This is a genomic window from Rhodoferax sp. GW821-FHT10B06 (assembly GCF_059415605.1).
The window spans coordinates 74,384-96,601 of record NZ_JBWKNO010000002.1; the positions used below are offsets into that span (position 1 = coordinate 74,384).

Here is a 22,218-nt window from a genome sequence, read left to right on the forward strand (position 1 = left end):
TGCAATGAAGCCATCAGAACCCAGTGCACCCGCCACTCCGACCGTCCAAGTCATCGAGCGCATGTTTGCGCTGATCGATGTTCTGGCATCCCGTGAAGATGCCATGTCGCTCAAAGAAATCAGCGAAAGAACGGGTCTGCACCCCTCCACCACCCACCGTATCCTGAATGATTTGGCAACCGGTCGCTTTGTAGACCGGCCAGAGCCTGGCAGTTACCGCCTGGGTATGCGCTTGCTGGAGCTGGGCAACTTGGTCAAAGGTCGTTTGAACGTACGCGACGCCGCCCTGGTCCCCATGCGCGAGTTGCACCGACTTACCCAGCAGCCCGTGAACCTGAGCCTGCGCCAAGGTGACGAAATTGTTTACGTCGAACGGGCGTACAGCGAGCGCTCGGGCATGCAGGTTGTGCGCGCCATTGGCGGGCGGGCCCCATTGCATCTCACCTCGGTAGGCAAGTTGTTTCTGGCCATGGATGAACCACAGCGCGTACGCGCTTACGCCATGCGTACGGGCCTCAGCGGTCAGACAAAAAACAGCCTGACCGATATCCACATGCTGGAGCGTGATTTGGCCAAAACCCGGCAGTACGGCATCGCACGCGACAACGAGGAGCTGGAATTGGGGGTACGCTGTATCGCCGTCGGCATTTACGACGACCAAAGCAAGCTGGTGGCAGGCCTGTCAATCTCTGCTCCAGCGGACCGCCTTGACGAAGGATGGTTGCCGAAACTACAAAATACGGCCAATGAAATATCCGCCGCCTTGGGTTACAAGACGGCGGATATCAACTAAGCAGCAAAGCAACTGCTGCGGACGAGATGCACTCAGCCCGCAGTCTTGACTACAGGGTTGGATTCCACCCAGTGGCGCACGCGTTCTGCATCGGCAATGCGGCTCAGTTTGCCGGCAGAGTCCAAAAACACCATGATCAGTTTGCGTCCAGCAATCTTGGCTTGCATCACCAGGCACTGACCGGCCTCCGAGATGTAGCCGGTCTTTTGCAGGCCAATGTCCCAATCCGGGCTTTTCACCAAACGGTTGGTGTTATTGAACTGCAGGGTTCTGCGGCCAATGTCAACTTGATAACCAGGAGAAGTGGAGAGCTCGCGCAGAGTAGGTTCGTTGTAAGCAGCATTCACCAGGGTGGCTAGATCACGGGCGCTGGATTGGTTGCTGCTAGACAACCCCGTAGGTTCAACGTAGCGGGTGTCCTTCATGCCCAGCATCTTAGCTTTGGCATTCATCAGGGAAACAAAGGTAGCCAAGCCGCCTGGATAGGTGCGCCCCAACGCATGGGCAGCACGATTTTCGCTGGACATCAAGGCCAGGTGCAACAATTCGCCTCGGCTCAAAGTGGTACCTACGGTCAGCCTGGAGCGGCTCCATTTTTCGGTGTCCACATCATCTTGGCTTATTGTGATGTCCTCGTCCATCGGCAGATTGGCTTCGTTAATTACCACACCCGTCATCAGCTTGGTCAAGGATGCGATTGGCAAAACCGCCTGGTCATTCTTGCTGAAAAGAACTTCGCGCGTGTCTTGGTCAATCACCAGAGCGACACTGGATTTGAGTGCCAAGGCATCTGGGGCACCGTGCAAACCCGCCAATTCACCAAAGGACTGCTTGGCAGGAATGATGGCTGCTACAGGCCGTGCCACCTTCTTGGTAGCGACCAAGGTTTTGGATACACGTGCATTGCGGCTAGTTTTCACGACCACCGCACTGCGCTTGGACTTGGTTGTTACGGCTTGAACCTTCTCAACACTCACTTTTTTACGCTGCGCGGCATGCGCCGGGGCACTTGCCATGAGCGCGGAACAGGTAATAACAGAAACAATATGTAGCAGGCGGTTCAAAACGGGGCTTTCAGGGAGTGGCATGAGTTCATCTCCGGTTCAGAAACGATCCAGAAGGAGTGTATCCAAATCAAAAACTTCACACAAGATCAAAGACTTAGCGAATATATTTAAGGTGATATTTTTGGCCTGAACTTTACACAAGGTCTACCAGGGAAAGACAAACCATAGAGCCCGCAGCACCGTCGTATACAGCTGGAAAATGTACGGACTGCAATAGCGTGTAATAACGTTCTGCGCATGGTTCTTGCTGACAAGACAAAGCACAAAAGTTGTAAAACTTGCCTCGTAGAATCAAACAAACAACCCAGGGAAATCAATGAGCTCTATCAATTTTATTGGCGGTGAAAAAGGTGGCGTAGGCAAATCGGTCACAGCGCGCGTGCTCGCACAATATTTCCTGGATGCCGGCCTGGCATTCACGGGGTTTGACACCGACCGCTCGCACAACTCGTTTACCCGCTTTTATCCCGACTTTGCTTCCCCCGTCTTGGTTGACAGCTTTGAAGGACTGGACCGGATCGCTGAGGCTTTTGAGGCCAACCCCCACCAAAACGTCATCGTAGACTTGGCGGCGCAGACAGCCGCGCCTCTGGCGCGTTGGATCAAAGACTCAGATTTGTTTGAGGTACTCGCTGATCTGAACATAGCCGTCAACTTCTGGCACGTTATCGATGAAGGCAAGGATTCGGTCAGCTTGCTGACGGAACTAATGCAGAACTTTGGCAGCGCACCCACCTACATCATTGTGATGAACCACGGACGTGGTTCGGATTTTTCGCTCATGCGCTCCTCCAGCGCCATGGACGAAGCCCTGAAGCTAGGCGCCCGCGTCATCGAACTGCCCGCACTACAAGACGCTTGCATGCGCAAGATCGACCGCCAGAACGCCAGTTTCTGGAGTGCAGTACACGAACGTAGCGAAACCGATGGCCTGGGTATTCTGGAACGCCAGCGCGTCAAAACCTGGTTGAAAAAGACTTACACGGCACTGGAAGGCTTGCCACTGTAAGGCATCAACCAACACGAGCAGCACCAAATAAAAAGGGGCGGTACCCAAGAGTACCGCCCCTTTTTTGTTCTGCTGGTCAGCTCAACCCGCTGTTGCCTCTTCCGACTCAGGCTTGGCTCGGCCTTCCTTCTTGGGCAAAGGCTGGATGTCCAGCTCCACTTCACCGGACTCCACGCCTTTTTCGTCCTTGGTGATCTTCATGTCCACCGTCAGGCGGCCGCCATCGATCAAACGGCCAAACAGCAATTCGTCCGCCAAAGCGCGGCGAATCGTGTCTTGGATCAGGCGCTGCATCGGACGGGCGCCCATCAACGGGTCGAAGCCCTTCTTGCCCAGATATTTACGCAGAGTGTCGGTAAACGTTACGTCCACCTTCTTCTCGGCCAACTGGGTTTCCAGTTGCAACAGGAACTTGTCCACCACACGCAGAATGATGGTTTCATCCAGCGCCTTGAAGCTTACGGTGGCATCCAGACGGTTGCGGAACTCCGGTGTGAACAGGCGCTTGATATCGGCCATTTCGTCACCCGATTCACGCGGGTTGGTGAAGCCAATGGTCGCCTTGTTCATGGTCTCGGCACCCGCATTCGTCGTCATGATGATGATGACATTGCGGAAGTCGGCCTTGCGTCCGTTGTTGTCGGTCAGCGTACCGTGGTCCATGACCTGCAGCAGCACATTGAAAATGTCCGGGTGGGCCTTTTCAATTTCGTCCAGCAGCAGCACGCAGTGCGGCTTCTTGGTAACGGCCTCGGTCAGCAAGCCACCTTGGTCGAAACCGACATAGCCTGGAGGCGCACCAATCAGGCGGCTAACCGCATGGCGCTCCATGTATTCAGACATGTCGAAGCGGATCAGCTCGATGCCCATGATGTAGGCCAGTTGCTTCGCCGCTTCGGTCTTGCCCACACCTGTGGGACCGCTGAACAGGAAAGAGCCGATCGGCTTGTCGCCTTTGCCCAGACCCGAACGCGCCATCTTCACAGCGGATGCCAGCACGTCCAGCGCCTTGTCCTGGCCAAACACCACGCTCTTCAAGTCGCGTTCCAGCGTCTTGAGTTTGCCGCGGTCGTCGTTCGAGACATTCGCGGGCGGAATACGGGCAATCTTGGCCACGATCTCTTCCACCTCGGCCTTGGTAATGGTCTTTTTGCGCTTGCTGGTCGGCAGGATGCGTTGGGCGGCGCCGGCTTCGTCGATCACGTCAATTGCCTTATCGGGCAGATGGCGGTCGTTGATGTACTTGGCGCTCAACTCGGCAGCGGCCTGCAGAGCAGCCAGGGCGTACTTGACGCCATGGTGTTCTTCAAAGCGCGACTTCAAACCCTTGAGAATTTCCACCGTCTCCTGAACAGACGGCTCCACCACGTCCACCTTTTGGAAGCGGCGTGACAGCGCAGCGTCTTTTTCGAAGATGCCACGGTATTCGGTAAAGGTGGTGGCGCCAATGCACTTCAGCTGGCCGCTGGACAGCGCCGGTTTCAGCAGATTGGAGGCATCCAGCGTGCCGCCCGAGGCTGCACCGGCACCGATCAAGGTGTGGATTTCATCGATGAACAGGATCGCGTTGGGCTTGTCCTTCAAGGACTTGAGCACACCTTTCAGGCGCTGCTCGAAGTCACCGCGGTACTTGGTACCCGCCAACAGGGCGCCCATGTCCAGGGAATAGACCTGCGCCTCGGCCAGGATTTCCGGCACGTCTTTTTGCGTGATGCGCCATGCCAGCCCCTCGGCGATGGCGGTCTTGCCCACGCCGGCTTCACCCACCAGCAGCGGGTTGTTCTTGCGGCGGCGGCACAGGATCTGGATGGTGCGCTCGACCTCGTACTCGCGGCCAATCAGCGGGTCGATCTTGCCCTCTTTGGCCATCTGGTTCAGGTTCTGGGTGAACTGCTCCAGTGGGGAGGCTTTTTCATTCTTCTCGCCGCCGCCCTCTTCGCCTTCAGCCTGGCTGTCGGCGGCCTTCAAGGGCTCGGGGGGATCACTCTTCTTGATACCGTGGGCGATGAAGTTCACCACGTCCAGGCGCGTCACGCCTTGCTGGTGCAGGTAGTAGACGGCGTGAGAATCTTTTTCGCCAAAGATGGCGACCAGTACGTTGGCGCCGGTCACTTCCTTCTTGCCGCTGCCGGTGGACTGCACGTGCATGATGGCGCGCTGGATCACACGCTGGAAGCCCAGCGTGGGCTGGGTATCCACATCGTCGGTGCCGGCGACCTGGGGTGTGTTGTCCTTGATGAAGTTGCTCAGCGACTTGCGCAAATCGTCAATATTTGCGGAGCAGGCACGCAGAACTTCGGCCGCGCTGGGGTTGTCCAGCAAAGCCAGCAGCAGGTGCTCAACCGTAATAAATTCGTGGCGTTGCTGGCGCGCTTCCACGAAAGCCATGTGCAAACTGACTTCCAATTCTTGGGCAATCATGTGAATTCCTTTTTTGCCTTGCTGTTACAACACTCTGATGACGCACTCTACTTGGGATGCAATTTGACTTATTCAAGCAGCCGTTATTCCAACGGCTCGCTGACACACTGTAGCGGGTGTCCAGACTGTTTGGCGGCTTCCAGAACCTGGTCTACCTTGGTGGCTGCCACGTCCTTGGAATACACGCCGCACACGGCTTTTCCATCCAGATGGATCTTGAGCATGATCTGGGTGGCGGTTTCGCGGTCTTTGTTGAAAAACTCTTGGATTACCACCACCACGAACTCCATGGGGGTGTAATCGTCATTGAGCAGCAGCACCTGGTACATATGCGGCGGCTTGATCTTTTCGGTGCGACGCTCAAGCACGACCGAATCGCCGTCGTCGGATTTCGACGGCTGGTTCACGGGCGGCGGTGGCTTTTTGGGAATTTTGGTGGCCATGCTGTCATTCTATAGACGCATTCACACCGTTACCGGCAGAGGTGAATTAGGGGGCTACTTCACCGCGTTTGCGTCCACCATACGGTAATACAAACCGTAGGGATCATCGTTCAGAACGGCAAAACGCCCTTCCACAACCACGGGTTCCATGCTGTATTTCACGGGAGTCTTGGTTTTTATTTCGACCATGCTCTCTGGCCCACCTGGCAGGCAGAAGGCACAGGTCAGCGGCACCGAGGTCAGCAGGAAATGTTTTTGCTTCTCGCCCGGCTCCAACGGCATCATGAAGCCCTGCACGCGCTGCACCTTCTGGTGCAAGGCGAGCTGGGGCAGGCCGAAATTGGGCAGGATGCGGTTTTTCTCGGCCCGGGTCTTCACGGCGGTCAGCACCGACCAGGGCACCACGTCTGCACGCTCCTGCAGCGGTGCAAACGGGCTGTTGGGGCTGTGGTAGCCGGGGCCAGAGCCGGCCGGCAGGTCGATGGAGCCCAGAGGCGGTGTCTGCGCCAGCGCGGAGCCCAGCGTCAAGGCACTCAGCAGGGAGATGGCGGCGAGTTTCATGGCGTGCTCCGGTGGCTTCTCTGTGAATTGCAAGTTTAATGCTCGTGCTTCATGCCGCAGAATTTGCCAATGGCAATGCCCTTGCAGGCAGCTTGCAATTCCTTGAAGCACACGTCTTCGCCCTTGCCAGCTTCGCGGCATTGCGCGGCAGCTTCATGTGCCGCCGCCATGGCGCGGTGGCGGGCAATGTCTTCCTTGGCCTGGCTCATGTCTTCGGCGGCAAAGGCGCTGGCAGTCAGCAGGGACAGCAGCAAGGCGGTGGCGGTTTTGGTCATGGCAAAGCTCCGATTCAAAAATTTAACGGCTATTCAATAAGGTAGTGACATCCAGCCGGTAGGCTTCCAGCGCCGGCAAGGCTGCGGCCAAGGTGGCCACCACGCCGCCCAGCAGTGGCACCCACCATTCGGACGGCAACCAGATCCAGCCAGTCAACGGCAGCGAGCGTTCGGCCTGCAGCCAGCTGCCCACCAGTTGGGCCAGCAGATGGCCGCCCAGCAAGCCCAGGGCCGTGGCCATGGCGGCCAGCAGCAGCGCCTCGCACAGCACCAGGCCGGCCACCTTGTAGGGTGACGCGCCCAGCATGCGTAGCATGGCCAGGTCGGCGCGGCGTTCGCGCACGGCATTCCACAGGGCGATGAAAACGCTCAGGCCGGCGGTCAGCAGCAACACGGCGCCGAAGCCGCGCAGCACGTCGGTGCCCACCCCCACCATGCGCAGCAGGCGGGTGATTTCCACTGCGGGCGCCGCAGCCTGCATCTCCGTGGCGGTGTTGATGTAGCGCGGGAAGGTCACGGCGGCCAGTGGGCTTTTGTAGGTGATCAGCGCCAGCGTGATCTCGCGCTCGGCTTCCATGATCTTTTGGTCTTCGTCGTCCACGGCAGTGGCTTTTTCATGCACCTTCCAGACCGATTCGGTGGCCGTCAGCACCAGCCGATCCAGCACGCAGCCGCAGGGGGCCAGTACACCGGTCACGAAGTACGGAAAGTCGCCGTGGATATGGCCGCCGCCGCCCAGACCGTGCGAGCCGTAGAACTTATTGCCCATCGCCAAACCGGTGTTCTGCGCCACCTGGGCGCCCACCACGGCCTGCATGGGCTGGGTCCACATGCTGCCGGTGGCCAGCTTGGCGTCGTAATGCTCGGCGTAGGCGGTGGTGGTGCCGACAATGCGGAAACCCCGAAAGGTGTCGCCCAGGCTGATGGGGATCAGCTTGGCCACGCGCTTGTCTTTTTCCAGCTCTTGCACGGCGGTGAGCGGGATATTGCCTGGTGGCACGTCGATATGAAACACGCCGGCCAGTATCAGCTGCATGGGGCTACCCTTGGCCCCGACCACCGCGTCGATGCCGGCCAGGTCGCGGTCAAAAGCGCGGTCCATTTGCTCGCTGGTTAGCCATACGAAGGTGATGGACGCCAGGCCCAGCGCCAGTAGCAGCAGATTAAGTGATGCGGCCAGCGGACGCGACCACAGGTATTTGAAGGCTATTGCTACTATTTTCATAGCTTCTCGCGCAGCTTATCCGCGCGTTGCAGGCCAATTTGGCATGTAACTGCATGAGGTAAAGCGGCTGCTACCCGCGCGTCGTGCGTGGCGATGACCAAGGTGGCCTGGCAACGGGCGGCACTGCTTTGCAGCAAGGCCAGGGCCGCCTGGGCCGCGTCGTCGTCCAGGCTGGCGGTGGGCTCGTCGGCCAGTATCACCTTGGGCTGCAGCAGCACGGCCCGGGCCAGGGCCACGCGCTGGGCCTGGCCGCCGGACAGCTGGCTGGGTTTGCGCTGGGCCAGCCCGGCTAGGCCCAGCACCTCCAGCGTGGACTGCACCGCTTGCGGGTCGTCGACCACGCCGGCTGCCCACTGCGCCATGGCCAGGTTGCCGCGCACGGTCAGCGCCTCACTCAAATGCAAACGCTGGGGTAAAAAGCCGATGGCGCCCGCCCGCCATGCGTCGGTAGCTAGCTTTTGAATAGCATTCAGGTTCTGCCCGGCGATCTCAATGTGGCCACCGCTGGCCCGCAGCAGGCCAGCCGCCAGTGCCAGCCAAGTGGATTTACCCGCGCCAGACGGTCCTTTAAGCAGCAGCGTGCCGCCCTGGGCCACATCGATATCGGGGAAAACGAGTTCGCTACCTTTGCCGTACCGGTAGGCCAGGCCCGCCGTACGGATCACGCGCTGGCCCCGGCGGCGCAGTCTATGCATACGCCGCGCACGGCGAAATCCATGCTCATGTCCTGGTAGCCCAGCGCCTGCAAGGCGGCGATGGCGGACTGGGCGGCGCGCTCCAGGTCGCTGGCATTGGCTTTCAGGGCGCCGGCCAGCGGGCTGTCGCGGTGGCAGCTTTGGCATTCGAAATGGGGGATGGCGTGCACGCTGGCCGGCATGGCCTGGTAGCGGCGCACGCGGTTGGCGTCGACCCGGCACAGCAGCAAACCCACCTGAGTCAGTCGGTCGATCAGGCGGTACAGGGTCACACGGTCGAGGCTTACGGGGTCCTGTGCCTCGCTGCTGTCGCTGGCCAGGGCCGCCTGCAGCTGCGCATGGGTGTAGCTGGTGTCCGGGTGGGCCAGCAGCCAGCCCAGCACGAGGCGCGCGGCACTGGTGCGGCGCAGGCCGTGGGCCGACAACAGCGCGTCAATCGGGTCGGCAGCAGTGGGGGGCAACGAGGAAGCCATGGCGTGGTGCTTTGTAAATCTTGACGAAAAATTTAATAACGCAACAAAGTTGCATTACATTAACCGCAATCAGGTTGCATTATTACCGCAACCGGGTGGCTTTATGCCATCTCATTATGTAAAGCCATGTTCACCTTATTCCTACAAAAACTCTTCCAGCGCAGTGTGCTGGCCTGGCCCGCCTGGTTGCGGGTACTGACACTGTTGCCCGTGGTGGCGCTGCTATGGCTGGCCGTGGCCTGGGCCAATATGGATGTGGCGCCATGGTGAATGACCTCACGTTGTACAACCTCACGGTCAGCTACCGCCAACACCCTGCCCTGCACCACATCAGCGGTCAGTTTGCTCCCGGCTCGCTGACAGCCGTAGTGGGACCGAATGGCTCGGGCAAAAGCACGCTGCTAAAAAGCATCATGGGCCTGTTGCCCTTGGGCGGTGGCCGGGTGGACCTGCCTGTGCCGCGCCAGCGTATTGCCTACCTGCCGCAGCTGGCCGAGATAGACCGGGGCTTTCCCATGGACGTGCGCGACTGCGTGCTGCTGGGCTGCTGGCCGCGCCAGGGCGCCTGGGGCGGTGTAGATGCAGCGCAACTGGCCCGCGCCGATACCGCCCTGCAGGCCGTGGGGCTGGGCGACTTTGGCCGGCGGTCCATCGGCTCCTTGTCCAGTGGGCAACTACAACGCGTGTTGTTTGCCCGCATGGTGGTGCAAGACGCGGACCTGATCCTGCTGGATGAACCTTTCAACGCCATGGACAGCAAAACCACTGCCGCCCTACTGGGCCTGATCCGCGAATGGCATAGCCAGCAGCGTACGGTGATTGCCGTGCTGCACGACGACGCGCAGGTGCGCGAGCATTTCCCGCAGACCCTGCTGCTGGCGCGTGAACTGGTGGCCTGGGGGCCAACCGCACAGGTAATGACCGATAGCAATCTGCGCCGCGCGCGCGCCATGGCCGAGGCCTGGGACGAGACCGCCCAAGTCTGCTCCATCGACAACTTGGACCAGGTACAAGCCATGCGCGCACTATCCGCCCAGAAAGTACCCGCGTGATGGATCTGCTGCACAGCCTGTGGGACATCGCTTTCGCCCCGTTCGCCGACTTCGCCTTCATGCGCCGCGCGCTGGTGGCCACGCTGGCCCTGTCGCTCAGCGCAGCGCCGCTGGGCGTGTTTTTAACGCTGCGCCGCATGAGCCTGCTGGGCGATGCGCTCAGCCATGCCATCCTGCCCGGCGTGGCCATCGGCTTCATGCTCTGCGGCCTGTCGCTGACGGCCATGGCCCTGGGTGGTGTGATCGCCGGCATGCTGGTGGCGGCGCTGGCCGGCTGGATCAGCCGCGCCACCGCGCTGAAAGAAGACGCCAGCCTGGCCGCCATCTACCTGGTGTCGCTGGCGCTAGGCGTCACCTTGATATCGCGCCACGGCACGCAGTTGGATCTGCTGCACATCCTATTCGGCAGCGCCCTAGGGGTGGACGGGCCGGGCCTGCAGCTGGTGGCGACGGTGGCCAGCGTCAGTGTGCTGGCACTGGCGGCGGCCTACCGCGGCCTGGTGCTAGAGAGTTTCGACCCGGTATTCCTCAGCGCTGCCGGCAAGCGCGGCTGGGGTACCTGGGTATGGCAGCAAGGCTTTTTGATGCTGGTGGTCATCAACCTGGTGGCCGGCTTCCAGACCCTGGGCACGCTGATGGCCGTGGGGTTGATGATGATCCCGGCCGTGTCGGCCCGGCTCTGGCACGACACCCTGCCCGCCCAGTTGGTCAACGCCAGCCTGCAGGCCATGCTGGCCGGCGTGGCCGGGCTGCTGCTGTCCTACCACTTCGACACGCCCTCCGGCCCCACCATCATCGGCTGCGCCGGGGCTTTGTACGCGGCTTCGCTGCTGCTGTCGCCCGGCGGCTGGCTGCAACGTAACTGGGTACGCACGCATCGCGTGGCCTAACTGCTTTTCCACTCCACCCTGTCTATCTCTATGCACAACATCGTCCGCAAACTGCTCGTCCCCCTGGCCGCCGCCGTGCTCAGCACCACCGGCTATGCCGCCGACAAAATCCCCGTGGTCGCCAGCTTCAGCATCCTGGGCGACCTGGTGCGCGTGGTGGGCGGCGACCGTGTGAACGTCAGCACCCTGGTCGGCCCGAACGAAGACGCTCACGAGTTCGAACCCAAGCCGGCGGACGCGAAAAGCATCGTCCAGTCCAAGCTCTTCGTGGTCAACGGCCTGGGCTTTGAGCACTGGGCGCAGAAGCTGGCCAAGTCGGCCAACTACAAGGGCGTCACCGTGGTCGCATCGACCGGCGTGAAGGCCCGCACCATGGCTTCTGAGGACGGCAAGGGCGTGGAAACCGACCCCCACGCCTGGCAAAACCCTGAAAACGTGGTGCTATATGTGCGCAATATCGCCACCGGCCTGGCCAAGCTCGACCCCGAAGGCGCCGCTAGCTACAAGGCCCATAGCGAAGCCTATGTGAAAGAGCTGCAAACGCTGGACAGCTGGGCCAAAGAGCAGTTCGCCAGCCTGCCCAAAGAGAAGCGCAAGGTGATTACCTCGCACGATGCGTTTGGCTACTTTGCCGCGCACTACGGTATCCGCTTCCTGGCGCCGCAGGGCATCTCCACCGACGCGGAACCCAGTGCCAAGCAAGTCGCCCAGCTGATCAAGCAGATCCAGCGCGAAAAGATCAACGCCGTGTTCCTGGAAAACATGAGCAACCCCAAGCTGCTGGAGCAAATCAGCAAAGACGCCGGCGCCACCGTGGGCGCCAGCCTGTATGCCGACGCCCTGTCCGTCCCCGGCCAGCCCGGCGCAACCTACCTGGAAATGGCCCGCTACAACGTCAGCGCCCTGCTGGCAGGCATGCAGAAGAACTGAACAGCATTGCTATTGATTAGATAGCTACCAGCGCAGGTATTACCTGCGCTAGAACCCTAAAAATCTTGTAGACATCCCCGAGCCCGCCGCCGGGGCTGGACAACCCACGCCCATACCATGCCACAGCAGCAACTCACTTTGACACCCCTGGCGGCCAGCATCCTTGCCCTGGCCGCTCATGGCGCCCACGCCCAGGACGCCGCGCCCAAGTCACTCGCCCCGGTGGTGGTGAACGCCAACCCTACGGTCACCCAGCCCGGCTCGCTGCGCAGCGACATCGTCAAGACCGAAAGCATCAACGCCAAAGAGATCGCCAAGACCGGCGCCACCAACCTCACCGAGTTGATGGCGCACCGCCCCGGCGTGGACGTGCAGGTGGAATGCTCAGTCTGCAATGTGCGCAACATCACGCTAAACAACCTGCCCGGCCGCTACACCACGCTGATGCTGGACGGTGTACCCATCTTCTCGTCCGTCTCCAATGCCTACGGCCTGGACATGGTGGGCGTGAACGGGCTGGAGCGGGTGGACATCTCGCGCGGCGCGGGCACCAGCCTGGTCGCCCCCGAATCGCTGGCCGGCACGGTCAACCTGGTCACCCGGCGGCCCCACAAAGACGAAGGCGAGCTGGACCTGAGCGCGGGCAGCTACGGCATGCGCCGCGCCACGGCCTATGCCGCCAAAGCCTTTGACGGTGGCGCCATCACCTTCAACGCCACCCAGCAGCAACACGACAGCGTGGACGGCGTAGGCACCGGCGTGTCGCAATACACCGGCTACCACCGCACGCTGGGCGGCCTGGGCCTGTTTCTGGACGATGTGGGCGGCTTCAAGCTGAAGGCGCGCTTCGACTCCATCGAAGAAAAGCGTATGGGCGGCCCGCTGGGCGACGACTATGACGGCGTGCGCGCCGACACATCCGGCAATCCGTTCGATTTCAGCAAGGGGCCACACGCCTCGCCGGTAGCGAACAGCTGGGTCAACCCGTCGGACGGCAGCACTATGCCGGCCTATGACGACGGCCGCTTTGGCCTGGCGCAAATCATCTTCACGCACCGCGACCAGTTCGTCAGTACCGCCGAGCGCGACTTTGGCGACACCAAGCTGCGCTTTGCCTTTGGCTATGCCGAGCACAAACAGGACTCCTGGTACGGCGGCGACGCCGACTACTTCGGCAAGCAAAAGCAGTACTACCTGGAGAGCAGCCTGCAGTCCTGGGTCGGCGCCACGCTGCTGACCGGCGGCATCAACTACCGCTATGAAGACCTGCACAGCCTGTCGGTCAGCGAAGACCCGTCCACCCCCACCTTCGGCATTCCGCGCAGCGATGCGGACACCTACACCTACCGCACGCCGGGCGTATTCCTGCAGGGCTACCGCACCTTTTTTGACGACGACCTGGAAGTGACCGGCAGCCTGCGCTATGACCGCAACAACGTCTACGGCGGCATCACCACCCCGCGCCTGGACATGCTGTGGCACCACACGGACAGCATCTCCAGCCGGCTGGCGCTGGGCCAGGGCTTCCGCCTGCCGACCTCGTTCTTCGAGTTGGAGCATGCCATACTGTCGGCGCCCGCGGTGGACCGCTCGCAGGCCAAGGCCGAGAAGTCGAACAACATCTCCTACGCCTGGAATATCGAGACCGACCGCAACTCCTTCACCGCCTCGGTCAATCACACGCGCATCAACAACCTGGCGCTGTTCGTGGACGATACGGCCAACTCCGGTGCCTTCCTGCTGCAGCCGGCCAAGAGCGGCTACACGGTGAACAACGTGGATGTGGTGGGCACCTGGCAGGCGACGCCGGCCGACAAGCTCAGCGCAGGCTTCGAGCGCTACCAGTACCGATTCAACACCACAGACTTCCAGGGCAGCCTGTTCGCCCGGCCCGATTACCGCGCCACCTTCGGCCTGGATCACGACGCGGGCGGCTGGAACTTCAATCTGCGCGCCACCTACACCGGCCCACAAGACCTGGCCAAGTTCTACGACTATGCCGACACCCCGCGCTTCAACCTGGACGGCACACCCAAGCCCGACAAAAGCCCCGGCTTCTGGCTGGTGGATGCGCGCACCTCCTACCAGTGGAACAAAAACGTCTCCACCTACCTGGGCATCAACAACGTATTCAACTACCAACAGGCCAAGAAGGACAGCTTTCTGTGGCTGGACCAGAACGGCAATATCGACGTGACCCACATCTGGGGCCCGAACATAGGCCGCAGCATTACGGCGGGCGTGAAGCTCACGTTTTGATGGCGCAACGTTTCCTCCTCTCGCGGCGGCAACTGCTGGGCCTGGCCGCCTGTGTGTTGGCTAGCCCGGCCCTGGCCGCGCCCGCCGCCTGGGACTTCACCCTGCCCACGCTGGAAGGCGACCGCTTTGTGCAGCTATCCCAGCTGCGCGGGCCGGTGCTGGTCAACTTCTGGGGCCGCGACTGTCCGCCCTGCGTGGCCGAGCTGCCGCGCCTGCAGGCCTTTGCCAAAAACCAAGCCGGCTGGACCCTGCTGCTGGTAGCCACCGATGCGCCGCAACTGGCCCAGCAGTTCCTGCTGCAGCGCGGCATAGTCGGGCTGACCGTGTTGCGCGCCAGTGCCAACCCCGCAGCGCTGATGCGCGGCGCCGGCAACCGCAGCGGCGCCCTGCCCTTTAGCGTGGCACTGCGCGACGGGCGCATCTGCCAGGCGCATACCGGCGAGCTGACCGATGCCGATCTGCAGACGCTGCTTACGGCCTGCGCCGGCCTGGCTTAGAAATTCGCCTGATTAGCTACTTGCCTCAGATACACCACCACAACCGTTCGCCCTGAGCCTGTCGAAGGGCTCTATCAGCAAGCCCTTCGACAGGCTCAGGGCGAACGGGGTCGTTTATGTGCGTGCTTGCAATCTGAGGCAAGTAGCTAATCAGGGAAATTCGTGCCTGGCGCAGATATTCAGGCGCTTTGCTGCTATCTTTTCAATAGCTTACAGGCAAATACGCACTGCTTTGCAGACCATGGTCAGCACATCGCCGCCCAGCATGGAGAACTGGAACAGCTTGTGCTCGTCCGGTACGAGCTGGTGCGCAAGGGGCTCGGCCAGCTCCAGGCCGTTTTCACTGTTGGTCAGCATGACAAAGCCATCCCCGGTTTGAAGGGACGCCATCACGAATGCGCGGTAGCCGGTGTTATTGCCCCAGTGCCAGATATAGAGCCACTGGCGGGTGGTTTCCAGTCCCCAGCCCAATCCCCAAGAGATGCCCAGGCGGGGCTCCACCGGCACGGGAGAAACCGTCAGCTGCTGGAGCAAGGGCGCATCGTTCAGCACCGTGGCCAGAAACTTGCCATAGTCTTCGGCCGAGGTGTACAGCGAGAAAGCGGCAATCGGCTGCTTCAACTGCAGCGTCGTCCTGGGCGAGCCGTTGGCTTTGGTCCCAGGCACGACCTTGAGTGCAAGGTCATCGTTCCACACATAGCTGCTGTGCTCCATACCCAAGGGCTGGAATACCTGGGCGGACATGAAACGGTCCAGCGGCTCGCCGGTCAGCGCTTCCACCGCCCGCTGCAGCAGCACAAAGCCCTCGCCGGAATAGCCCCAACGGGTACCTGGCGCCGCATCGAAGCCCAGCGGACCGGATGCCCAGTTGGGTAGCCCGGAGGTGTGGGTCAGCACCATGCGCGCCGTCACGGCCTCGATGCGCGGGTCCGCCACCAGGTCGTAAGGCTCAGCCTTCAAAGGCTGGTGCCGGTGCTTATAGCCCTGGGGCAGGTAGTGCATCAAGGGCGTATCCAGTGCCAACCGGCCCTGCTCCACCAACTTCAGCACCGCGTAGGCAAATACCGGCTTGCCCAGGGAGGCCGCCTGGAAAACGCTGTGGGTGTCCAATGCCGCCGCCGGAGTGCAACCGGAGGCTGTTTCGATGGCATCCAACTCGCGGTTCTTGATGACCGCCAAGCCCACGGCGCACACATGGTGTTGTTGCGCCAGTGTTTGCAGAGTGTTGTGCAGGTTGTCAGTGCTGGAATCCACCCGGCCCGGGGACGCACATCCGTACAAAAAAATAGTGACAGCCGGCGCCAGCGCCCGGCATTTGCGCCAATGCCGTGTCCATGGCATCGAACGCCCGAATGGCTTCTGTGCCCCCTTCATCGCGTGAACACCAGCAGCAGGTTATTGGCCGGCATCTGCACCCGCTCGCGCAGCTGCAGGCCCGCCAGCTTTGCCTGCTGAGCCACATCGTCCAGCTGGCGCAAGCCCCAGGCGGGGTTGCGCTGGCGCAGGTCGGCATCAAAGGCCAGGTTGCCCGGGGACGTCGTTACACCCGCTTCCAGATACGGACCATAGGTGATAAGCACGCCTTGTGGCGTCAATTGTCTTGCCGCGCCCGCCATCAGCGCCGCACAGCAAGCCCAGGGTGCGATGTGCAGCATGTTGGCGCAGTACACCAGGTCCACGGCTTGTACGGGCCAGTCTGGCGCCAGCACGTCCAGCAGCACGGGCGACAAGGCATTGGCCACTCCAGCCTGGGCACACCAGTAGGCAATCGAGCCGAAGGCGTCCGCCTGGGCGTCGCTGGGCTGCCACTGCCAGCCGGGCAGGCCCCGGGCAAAGCCGGCTACGTGCTGGCCGGTGCCGCTGGCGATTTCCAGCGCATGTCCCTGGGCGGGAAGGATGCGCTGCAACTCGGCAAGGATGGGAGGCAGATTGCGTTCGGCGGCGGGGCTGTGCAAGGGTTCGAAATGCGAGGTCATCTACCGAGCTTAGCGTGGCATCCAGGCACCGCAACTCCAGCATTGTTCAAAGCCGCCCTCCACCAGCTCGCCGCAACAGCACTGCCAACGGCGCTGGGGCACATTCTGCAGGTGGTGCAGCAGCGTGCGGGCCTGGGCTTCCTGGGCCGGGTGCTGAATCCAAACCTCGGGCAGACACTGGTCGGGGGGCAGTTCGCCAGCCACGCCCACCAGGTACTGGCGCTGCACGCTGGCGGCAATGCCCTCTACCGCCAGGGCGTCGGCCCACAGCGTGGCAATGGCGAGATTGGGGGCCTGGGTCAAGCGCAACATAGCTATAAGCATACGCGCTATGGGGGCGTTTTCGGCAGTGTTTTTGCTGCTTTTTTGATAGCTGCTTGCGCAGGTGAATCCTGCGCTACAGGCCTATTTTTCCTGATTAGCTACTTGCCTCAGATTGCAAGCACGCACATAAACGACCCCGTTCGCCCTGAGCCTGTCGAAGGGCTTGCTGATAGAGCCCTTCGACAGGCTCAGGGCGAACGGTTGTGGTGGTGTATCTGAGGCAAGTAGCTAATCAGGCTATTTTTTATAAATCTTTGGCACCCCGCTCAGACGCTGGGCAGCGTGTAGTCCTTGAGCAGCTCGCGCAGCCGCATCTTTTGCATCTTGCCAGTGGCGCCCATGGGGATGGCGTCCACAAACACCACATCGTCCGGGATCTGCCATTTGGCGGTTTTACCCTGGTAGAACTGCAGCAAATCCGCCACGTCCACGACCGCGCCCGGCTTTTTCACGGCCACGATCACCGGTCGCTCGTCCCACTTGGGGTGCTTCACGCCTATGCAGGCCGCCATGGCGATGGCTGGGTGGGCCACGGCGATGTTTTCCAGCTCGATGGAGCTGATCCATTCGCCGCCGGACTTGATCACGTCCTTGCTGCGGTCGGTGATCTGCAAAAAGCCGTCGGGGCAGATGGTGGCCACGTCGCCGGTGGGGAACCAGGCCATGCCGTTGGCGTCACGCACCAGCGGGTCGCCACCCTCGCCCTTGAAATACTCCGCCACCACCCAGGGGCCTTTGACCAGCAGGTCGCCCGCCGTGTGGCCGTCATGCGGCAGGGCCTGGCCGTTGGCGTCCACGATTTCCATGTCCACCCCAAACACCGCACGGCCTTGCTTCTGGCGGATCTTCATTTGCGCATCCGGCGGCAGGGCCAGATGCTTTTGCTTGAGCGAACACAGCGTGCCAACCGGAGAAAGCTCGGTCATGCCCCAGGCATGCAGCACCTCCACGCCGTAGTCGTCTTGAAACGAGCGCAGCATGGCCGGCGGGCAGGCCGCGCCGCCAATCACCGTGCGTTGCAAGGAAGAAAAGCGCAGGCCGCCGGCCTGCAGATGGCCCAGCAGCATCTGCCACACGGTGGGTACGCCAGCCGCCATGGTGACCTGTTCGGCCTCCATCAGCTCATAGACCGACTTGCCATCCAGCGCCGGCCCGGGAAACACCAGCTTGCAGCCCACCATGGCCGCCGCGTATGGCAGGCCCCAGGCATTGACGTGGAACATGGGCACCACCGGCAGCACGGCGTCGCGCGCGCGCAGGCACATCACGTCGGGCAAGGAGATGGCATAGGCGTGCAGCACGGTGGAGCGGTGGCTGTACAGCGCGGCCTTGGGGTTGCCGGTGGTGCCACTGGTGTAGCAGAGGCTGGAGGCGGTGTTTTCGTTCAGGCTGGGCCAAACGTACACGTCTGACTGGCCGGCGATCCAGGCCTCATAGCTGCACAGGCCGGGGATGCCGGTGTCGGCCGGCAAGGCATCGGCATCGCACAGCGCCACCCAGTGGCGGACGGTGGGGCAACGGCCGCACACCGACTGGACGATGGGCAGAAAACCAAGGTCAAAGCACAGCACCTGGTCTTCGGCATGGTTGACGATCCAGGCCAACTGGTCGATATGCAGGCGCGGATTCACGGTATGCAGCACCCGCCCGGAGCCGCTGACGCCATAGTACAGCTCCATGTGGCGGTAGCCGTTCCAGGCCAGGGTGGCGACACGCTCGCCAGCGGCCAGGCCCCAGGCGTCCAGCCCGTTGGCTACCCGGCGCGCCCGGGCCGCCACCGTGCGGTAGTCGCTGCGGTGGATGTCGCCCTCGACCCGACGCGACACGATCTCGGCATCGCCGTGGTGGCGCTCGGCGAATTCGATCAAGTTCGAAATCAGCATCGCCTGGTTTTGCATCAGACCCAGCATTTCTTGTCTCCTTTTGCTATCTCCCCAGTATCGGCGGGGCTTGGCAGACGCGCGTCAGTGTTGTCCCGCAACTTGGGGATGCCTGCAGTTTGCTTCCAAATGGATAGCAGATGGCGCAGATAGTTCGTGCGCTAGAAGCCTATTTGGCACATAAAATACCTGGCAAGCAGAACCAAACCGGCCAGCCCGGAGTCCCAGGCTTGTAAGCCGGGGTCTGCGGCCTCACATGGTTTCCACGCCCAGAAGGGCTTTTACCCACGCTGTAAGCTCACCACCATGACACACAAAATTGAAAAGACCGACGCCGAATGGAAGGCCTTGCTGGCCGAAAAAGGCGCGGAACCCGTGGCCTTCCAGGTGACACGCCACGCTGCCACCGAGCGCCCGCACACCGGCAAGTACGACCAGAACTGGGCCAAAGGTGAATACCGCTGCATCTGCTGCGACGCCAAGCTGTTCGACTCGGCCACCAAATTCGACGCTGGCTGCGGCTGGCCCAGCTTCTCGCAAGAAGCCGAGCCCGGCGCCATCGAAGAAATCACCGACACCAGCCACGGCATGCGCCGGGTGGAAACCGTCTGCTCTCAGTGCGGCGCCCACCTGGGCCATGTGTTTGAAGACGGCCCGGCGCCCACCGGCTTGCGCTATTGCATGAATTCCGCGTCGCTGGACTTCAAGGCCAGTTAAGCTTGAGGGGTGGGCCTTCGGCCTCCCTTCCCATGATGCCACCATGAAACTCCTGCTCGACTTCCTCCCCATCCTGCTGTTCGTCGTCACCTACAAGCTGTCCACCATTTATGTGGCTACGGGTGTGCTGATGGTGGCCACCATCGTCCAGATGGGCATTACCTACGCCATCGAGCGCCAGCTCACCACCATGCACAAAATGACTTTGGGCATGGTGTTGGCCTTTGGCGCCCTGACCCTGGTGCTGCAAAACGAAACCTTCATCAAGTGGAAGCCCACCGTGCTCTACATCGCCATGGCCCTGGCCATGTGCATAGCCATGTGGGTCATGAAGAAGAACTACCTCAAGCTCATGCTGGGCAGCCAGTTGGAGCTGCCCGACGCAGTGTGGATGCGCCTGAACGTAGCCTGGATGCTGTACTGCCTGTTCATGGCCGGCATCAACGGCTATGTAGCGGCCTACTACAGCACCGACGAGTGGATCAACTTCAAGATCTGGGGCTATGTGTTCCCGCTGGCCTTCATGGTCGGCCAGGGCATTTACATCTCGCGCTACCTGGGCCCGGAGCCGGCTGCCGAGGCGGACGCCGCCGACAAGCAAGCATGAGCCCTACCGCCGACCAACTCGCCCAGCGCCTGCGCGGCACTCTGGCCCCCACGCAGCTGGAGGTGCTGGACGAAAGCGCAGCCCACGCCGGGCACAGCGGCTCCAACGGCAGCAACTGGGGTACCCACTTCCGCGTGCGCATTGCTTCACCCTTGTTTACCCAGCAGTCCCGGGTGGCGCGCCATAGGCTTGTGTATGATGCGTTGCAAGAATTTATCGACCAGGGCGTACACGCGATTGCTATTGAAGTGCTGTAAACCGGGTCCGAACCTCTTCTTATCTTGAGCTGTCCATTCCAGGCTGGCTCGCAAACCCCCTTCTAGGAAAACGCATGAAGAAAACACTGTTATCCACCATGGTCGCTGCTGCTTTGCTGGGCAGCCTGGCGCTGTCGGCATCCGCACAAAACGTTGCCATCGTGAATGGCAAGGCTGTTCCGAAGACGCGCGTCGACGCGCTGGCCCAACAGGTCGCCCAGTCGGGCCGCCCGGTGACGCCGGAAATGGAAGGCCAGATCAAGGAAGAAGTCATCGCCCGTGAAGTCTTCATGCAGGAAGCCCAAAAGCGCGGCCTGGACGCCAGCGACAACTTCAAGAGCCAAATGGAACTGGCCCGCCAGACCCTGCTGATCCGCGAGCTGTTCACCGAATACCAAAAGGCCAACCCCGTCAGCGAAGAAGACATGAAGGCCGAGTACGACAAGTTCGTGGCAGCCAACGGTGGTAAGGAATACAAGGCCAGCCACATCCTGGTGGAAAAAGAATCTGAAGCCAAGGCCATCATTGCCCAGCTGAAAAAAGGCGCCAGCTTTGCCGCCATTGCCAAAAAGTCCAGCACCGACAAGGGTTCTGGCGCCAAGGGCGGCGATCTGGACTGGGCCAACCCCAGCAGCTACGTGAAGGAATTCACCGAAGCGCTGATCCAGCTGAAGAAGGGCCAGACCACCGACACCCCGGTGAAGAGCCAGTTCGGCTACCACATCATCCGCCTGGACGACGAGCGCCAAGCCCAGTTGCCCAAGTTCGAAGAAGTGAAGCCACAAATCGCCCAGCAACTGCAACAGCAAAAGCTGGTGGCGTTCCAACAAGAACTGCGTGCTGCAGCAAAGGTGGAATAACCCCCAGGCTTGCCCACTTCGTGTGGCCTCCTCCCCCCTTGCAGGGGGCGATACCAGCGGCCTGGCAGAGCCAGTTCCGCGGTATCTCTGGAAGGGGTGTTTACACGATGGGTCAAAGGGTTTTAGGCCGCTGGCGCTTATGCTATCTGCGCGACAAGCTCCTGAAACCATAGCAAAAAGCGGCTTCGGCCGCTTTTTTACGTTTTCAGCCAAGCGAAAGCTGTCACTACGCCAATCAACACAGGCTGGTGCAGCATGTAATACGGCAGGCTCCAGCGGCCCAGCCAGGCCAGAGGTCTAGGCGCCGTACCGTCCAGCCATAGGGGCCGGTTTTTCAGCAGCCAGAATCCCGCAGCCATGCCCCACCACAACACACCCAGCCAGGGGAACAAGGGCACATAGTCTTCGGTGATGGGTTTTTGCGTGATCCATCCCAGCCAGTTCACTGACTTTTGGTTGAAAAAATCGCCTGTAGCGCTGATATCTATTGCGTAAGCAGCTATGAATTTGGAAGTAATCGCCAGCACGCCCATCGGCCACAGCCAGACGCCACAGCCGGCCGTCAACCGCGCCACGATCAGCATCAGCGCGATGCCGTGCAGCACGCCAAAATAAATGAAGCTGTGCGGAAACATAAAGGCCGAACCGGCCGTCACCAGCAGCGCGCAGCCCGCAATCTGCGCCCAGCGCCGCCAGAAGCGCGGCCAGGGTATGGACTGCTGCGCCGCCACCGCCTGGCCCAGCCCCGCGCAAAACAGAAACAGGCTGACGATGGCCGTACGCTGCCAGGTCCAGAACGGATCGAGGTAGAAGTTCTGCCGCCAAAAGCCCGCGTGGACCAGGTCAAAAGAAAAATGGAAGGCCGTCATCCAGACGACGGCCAGCCCACGCAAAGCGTCTATACGTTGGAACCGATTTGAATGCTCCATGATTCCGTTTCTAATGCGATGCGAGATTAGGCGCACCGCCCGCAGACAGTGCGCCCGCACGGCAAGGGCGGAGCAACG

At 61.4% G+C, this 22,218-nt stretch carries 25 protein-coding genes; 12 read left to right on the top strand and 13 right to left on the bottom strand.

The features are described from left to right. The first annotated feature begins 4 nt into the window (after positions 1 to 4). Positions 5 to 793 carry an IclR family transcriptional regulator gene (locus AC07O2_RS03145; protein ID WP_495074294.1) on the top strand — a complete coding sequence of 263 codons (789 nt, stop codon included), beginning with the start codon at positions 5 to 7 and terminating at the stop codon, positions 791 to 793. A 32-nt stretch (positions 794 to 825) separates the two neighbouring features. Here the strand turns inward: AC07O2_RS03145 and AC07O2_RS03150 are convergent, their stop codons facing one another. Continuing rightward, positions 826 to 1,881 (bottom strand): serine hydrolase, encoded by a 1,056-nt coding sequence (locus AC07O2_RS03150; protein WP_495074295.1) that lies wholly within the window; start codon positions 1,879 to 1,881, stop codon positions 826 to 828. A gap of 295 nt (positions 1,882 to 2,176) precedes the next feature. On the opposite strand from AC07O2_RS03150, the gene AC07O2_RS03155 reads away from it, so the two are divergent. After that, a complete protein-coding gene (locus tag AC07O2_RS03155) occupies positions 2,177 to 2,869 on the top strand; it encodes a nucleotide-binding protein (RefSeq protein ID WP_495074296.1) in 693 nt (230 codons plus the stop codon). Positions 2,870 to 2,950: 81 nt separating this feature from the next. Here AC07O2_RS03155 and clpA read toward each other — a convergent pair whose 3' ends face one another. The 7 genes from clpA to AC07O2_RS03190 all read right to left on the bottom strand — a co-directional run bounded on the left by clpA (position 2,951) and on the right by AC07O2_RS03190 (position 8,962). Continuing rightward, entirely contained in the window at positions 2,951 to 5,290 is a 2,340-nt protein-coding gene (clpA, locus tag AC07O2_RS03160) for an ATP-dependent Clp protease ATP-binding subunit ClpA (protein WP_495074297.1), read from the bottom strand. Between the two features lie 83 nt (positions 5,291 to 5,373). Further along, positions 5,374 to 5,733, bottom strand: coding sequence for an ATP-dependent Clp protease adapter ClpS (gene clpS, locus AC07O2_RS03165; protein ID WP_495074298.1), 360 nt, complete (start codon positions 5,731 to 5,733; stop codon positions 5,374 to 5,376). A gap of 54 nt (positions 5,734 to 5,787) precedes the next feature. Then, a complete protein-coding gene (locus AC07O2_RS03170) occupies positions 5,788 to 6,294 on the bottom strand; it encodes a DUF3299 domain-containing protein (protein WP_495074299.1) in 507 nt (168 codons plus the stop codon). 35 nt (positions 6,295 to 6,329) lie between these two features. Then, positions 6,330 to 6,569: a hypothetical protein gene (locus AC07O2_RS03175; RefSeq protein ID WP_495074300.1), complete on the bottom strand. Its 240-nt coding sequence runs from the start codon at positions 6,567 to 6,569 to the stop codon at positions 6,330 to 6,332. A gap of 22 nt (positions 6,570 to 6,591) precedes the next feature. Next, a complete protein-coding gene (locus tag AC07O2_RS03180; protein WP_495074301.1) occupies positions 6,592 to 7,794 on the bottom strand; it encodes an FtsX-like permease family protein in 1,203 nt (400 codons plus the stop codon). After that, positions 7,791 to 8,459 (bottom strand): ATP-binding cassette domain-containing protein, encoded by a 669-nt coding sequence (locus tag AC07O2_RS03185; protein WP_495074711.1) that lies wholly within the window; start codon positions 8,457 to 8,459, stop codon positions 7,791 to 7,793. Before AC07O2_RS03185 ends, AC07O2_RS03180 begins: the two co-directional genes overlap by 4 nt. Beyond that, the gene (locus AC07O2_RS03190; protein WP_495074302.1) at positions 8,456 to 8,962 is read right to left on the bottom strand and encodes a Fur family transcriptional regulator; all 507 of its coding nucleotides are present in this window, start codon (positions 8,960 to 8,962) and stop codon (positions 8,456 to 8,458) included. Before AC07O2_RS03190 ends, AC07O2_RS03185 begins: the two co-directional genes overlap by 4 nt. Before the next feature lie 126 nt (positions 8,963 to 9,088). Between AC07O2_RS03190 and AC07O2_RS03195 the strand changes: the two genes are divergently transcribed. The 6 genes from AC07O2_RS03195 (at position 9,089) to AC07O2_RS03220 (ending at position 14,590) form a co-directional block, all read left to right on the top strand. After that, positions 9,089 to 9,232 carry a hypothetical protein gene (locus tag AC07O2_RS03195; RefSeq protein WP_495074303.1) on the top strand — a complete coding sequence of 48 codons (144 nt, stop codon included), beginning with the start codon at positions 9,089 to 9,091 and terminating at the stop codon, positions 9,230 to 9,232. After that, positions 9,226 to 10,014 carry a metal ABC transporter ATP-binding protein gene (locus tag AC07O2_RS03200; RefSeq protein ID WP_495074304.1) on the top strand — a complete coding sequence of 263 codons (789 nt, stop codon included), beginning with the start codon at positions 9,226 to 9,228 and terminating at the stop codon, positions 10,012 to 10,014. The genes AC07O2_RS03195 and AC07O2_RS03200 overlap by 7 nt, the downstream gene beginning before the upstream one ends. Beyond that, positions 10,014 to 10,904: a metal ABC transporter permease gene (locus tag AC07O2_RS03205; RefSeq protein WP_495074305.1), complete on the top strand. Its 891-nt coding sequence runs from the start codon at positions 10,014 to 10,016 to the stop codon at positions 10,902 to 10,904. The genes AC07O2_RS03200 and AC07O2_RS03205 overlap by 1 nt, the downstream gene beginning before the upstream one ends. Before the next feature lie 30 nt (positions 10,905 to 10,934). Continuing rightward, entirely contained in the window at positions 10,935 to 11,834 is a 900-nt protein-coding gene (locus AC07O2_RS03210; RefSeq protein ID WP_495074306.1) for a metal ABC transporter substrate-binding protein, read from the top strand. Positions 11,835 to 11,951: 117 nt separating this feature from the next. Beyond that, positions 11,952 to 14,093 carry a TonB-dependent receptor plug domain-containing protein gene (locus tag AC07O2_RS03215; protein WP_495074307.1) on the top strand — a complete coding sequence of 714 codons (2,142 nt, stop codon included), beginning with the start codon at positions 11,952 to 11,954 and terminating at the stop codon, positions 14,091 to 14,093. Continuing rightward, positions 14,093 to 14,590 (top strand): TlpA family protein disulfide reductase, encoded by a 498-nt coding sequence (locus tag AC07O2_RS03220; RefSeq protein ID WP_495074308.1) that lies wholly within the window; start codon positions 14,093 to 14,095, stop codon positions 14,588 to 14,590. Before AC07O2_RS03215 ends, AC07O2_RS03220 begins: the two co-directional genes overlap by 1 nt. A 210-nt stretch (positions 14,591 to 14,800) precedes the next feature. On the opposite strand, the gene AC07O2_RS03225 is transcribed toward AC07O2_RS03220, so the two are convergent. The 4 genes from AC07O2_RS03225 to AC07O2_RS03240 form a co-directional block, all read right to left on the bottom strand. Next, the gene (locus tag AC07O2_RS03225; RefSeq protein WP_495074309.1) at positions 14,801 to 15,844 is read right to left on the bottom strand and encodes a serine hydrolase domain-containing protein; all 1,044 of its coding nucleotides are present in this window, start codon (positions 15,842 to 15,844) and stop codon (positions 14,801 to 14,803) included. Between the two features lie 116 nt (positions 15,845 to 15,960). Further along, positions 15,961 to 16,566, bottom strand: coding sequence for a DUF938 domain-containing protein (locus AC07O2_RS03230; RefSeq protein WP_495074310.1), 606 nt, complete (start codon positions 16,564 to 16,566; stop codon positions 15,961 to 15,963). Positions 16,567 to 16,575: 9 nt separating this feature from the next. Further along, positions 16,576 to 16,878, bottom strand: a complete 303-nt coding sequence (locus tag AC07O2_RS03235) for a DUF2007 domain-containing protein (protein WP_495074311.1) — start codon at positions 16,876 to 16,878, stop codon at positions 16,576 to 16,578. Positions 16,879 to 17,156: 278 nt separating this feature from the next. Next, on the bottom strand, positions 17,157 to 18,800 hold the full coding sequence (locus AC07O2_RS03240) for a 3-(methylthio)propionyl-CoA ligase (protein ID WP_495074312.1): 1,644 nt from the start codon (positions 18,798 to 18,800) through the stop codon (positions 17,157 to 17,159). 276 nt (positions 18,801 to 19,076) lie between these two features. On the opposite strand from AC07O2_RS03240, the gene msrB reads away from it, so the two are divergent. From msrB to AC07O2_RS03260, 4 genes are all read left to right on the top strand, one after another. Continuing rightward, positions 19,077 to 19,487 carry a peptide-methionine (R)-S-oxide reductase MsrB gene (msrB, locus tag AC07O2_RS03245; protein WP_495074313.1) on the top strand — a complete coding sequence of 137 codons (411 nt, stop codon included), beginning with the start codon at positions 19,077 to 19,079 and terminating at the stop codon, positions 19,485 to 19,487. Positions 19,488 to 19,530: 43 nt separating this feature from the next. Beyond that, positions 19,531 to 20,094: a septation protein A gene (locus tag AC07O2_RS03250; RefSeq protein WP_495074314.1), complete on the top strand. Its 564-nt coding sequence runs from the start codon at positions 19,531 to 19,533 to the stop codon at positions 20,092 to 20,094. Beyond that, positions 20,091 to 20,351: a BolA family protein gene (locus tag AC07O2_RS03255; protein WP_495074315.1), complete on the top strand. Its 261-nt coding sequence runs from the start codon at positions 20,091 to 20,093 to the stop codon at positions 20,349 to 20,351. The genes AC07O2_RS03250 and AC07O2_RS03255 overlap by 4 nt, the downstream gene beginning before the upstream one ends. A 74-nt stretch (positions 20,352 to 20,425) precedes the next feature. Then, positions 20,426 to 21,211 carry a peptidylprolyl isomerase gene (locus tag AC07O2_RS03260; protein WP_495074316.1) on the top strand — a complete coding sequence of 262 codons (786 nt, stop codon included), beginning with the start codon at positions 20,426 to 20,428 and terminating at the stop codon, positions 21,209 to 21,211. 197 nt (positions 21,212 to 21,408) lie between these two features. Here the strand turns inward: AC07O2_RS03260 and AC07O2_RS03265 are convergent, their stop codons facing one another. Next, entirely contained in the window at positions 21,409 to 22,140 is a 732-nt protein-coding gene (locus tag AC07O2_RS03265; RefSeq protein ID WP_495074317.1) for an acetyltransferase domain-containing protein, read from the bottom strand. Positions 22,141 to 22,218: the final 78 nt, after the last annotated feature.

Coding starts and splice junctions, on each gene's coding strand:
- AC07O2_RS03145 (WP_495074294.1), top strand. CDS start 5: ATGAAGCCATCAGAACCCAGTGCACCCGCCACTCCGACCGTCCAAGTC.
- AC07O2_RS03150 (WP_495074295.1), bottom strand. CDS start 1,881: ATGCCACTCCCTGAAAGCCCCGTTTTGAACCGCCTGCTACATATTGTT.
- AC07O2_RS03155 (WP_495074296.1), top strand. CDS start 2,177: ATGAGCTCTATCAATTTTATTGGCGGTGAAAAAGGTGGCGTAGGCAAA.
- clpA (WP_495074297.1), bottom strand. CDS start 5,290: ATGATTGCCCAAGAATTGGAAGTCAGTTTGCACATGGCTTTCGTGGAA.
- clpS (WP_495074298.1), bottom strand. CDS start 5,733: ATGGCCACCAAAATTCCCAAAAAGCCACCGCCGCCCGTGAACCAGCCG.
- AC07O2_RS03170 (WP_495074299.1), bottom strand. CDS start 6,294: ATGAAACTCGCCGCCATCTCCCTGCTGAGTGCCTTGACGCTGGGCTCC.
- AC07O2_RS03175 (WP_495074300.1), bottom strand. CDS start 6,569: ATGACCAAAACCGCCACCGCCTTGCTGCTGTCCCTGCTGACTGCCAGC.
- AC07O2_RS03180 (WP_495074301.1), bottom strand. CDS start 7,794: ATGAAAATAGTAGCAATAGCCTTCAAATACCTGTGGTCGCGTCCGCTG.
- AC07O2_RS03190 (WP_495074302.1), bottom strand. CDS start 8,962: ATGGCTTCCTCGTTGCCCCCCACTGCTGCCGACCCGATTGACGCGCTG.
- AC07O2_RS03195 (WP_495074303.1), top strand. CDS start 9,089: ATGTTCACCTTATTCCTACAAAAACTCTTCCAGCGCAGTGTGCTGGCC.
- AC07O2_RS03200 (WP_495074304.1), top strand. CDS start 9,226: ATGGTGAATGACCTCACGTTGTACAACCTCACGGTCAGCTACCGCCAA.
- AC07O2_RS03205 (WP_495074305.1), top strand. CDS start 10,014: ATGGATCTGCTGCACAGCCTGTGGGACATCGCTTTCGCCCCGTTCGCC.
- AC07O2_RS03210 (WP_495074306.1), top strand. CDS start 10,935: ATGCACAACATCGTCCGCAAACTGCTCGTCCCCCTGGCCGCCGCCGTG.
- AC07O2_RS03215 (WP_495074307.1), top strand. CDS start 11,952: ATGCCACAGCAGCAACTCACTTTGACACCCCTGGCGGCCAGCATCCTT.
- AC07O2_RS03220 (WP_495074308.1), top strand. CDS start 14,093: ATGGCGCAACGTTTCCTCCTCTCGCGGCGGCAACTGCTGGGCCTGGCC.
- AC07O2_RS03230 (WP_495074310.1), bottom strand. CDS start 16,566: ATGACCTCGCATTTCGAACCCTTGCACAGCCCCGCCGCCGAACGCAAT.
- AC07O2_RS03235 (WP_495074311.1), bottom strand. CDS start 16,878: ATGTTGCGCTTGACCCAGGCCCCCAATCTCGCCATTGCCACGCTGTGG.
- AC07O2_RS03240 (WP_495074312.1), bottom strand. CDS start 18,800: ATGCTGGGTCTGATGCAAAACCAGGCGATGCTGATTTCGAACTTGATC.
- msrB (WP_495074313.1), top strand. CDS start 19,077: ATGACACACAAAATTGAAAAGACCGACGCCGAATGGAAGGCCTTGCTG.
- AC07O2_RS03250 (WP_495074314.1), top strand. CDS start 19,531: ATGAAACTCCTGCTCGACTTCCTCCCCATCCTGCTGTTCGTCGTCACC.
- AC07O2_RS03255 (WP_495074315.1), top strand. CDS start 20,091: ATGAGCCCTACCGCCGACCAACTCGCCCAGCGCCTGCGCGGCACTCTG.
- AC07O2_RS03260 (WP_495074316.1), top strand. CDS start 20,426: ATGAAGAAAACACTGTTATCCACCATGGTCGCTGCTGCTTTGCTGGGC.
- AC07O2_RS03265 (WP_495074317.1), bottom strand. CDS start 22,140: ATGGAGCATTCAAATCGGTTCCAACGTATAGACGCTTTGCGTGGGCTG.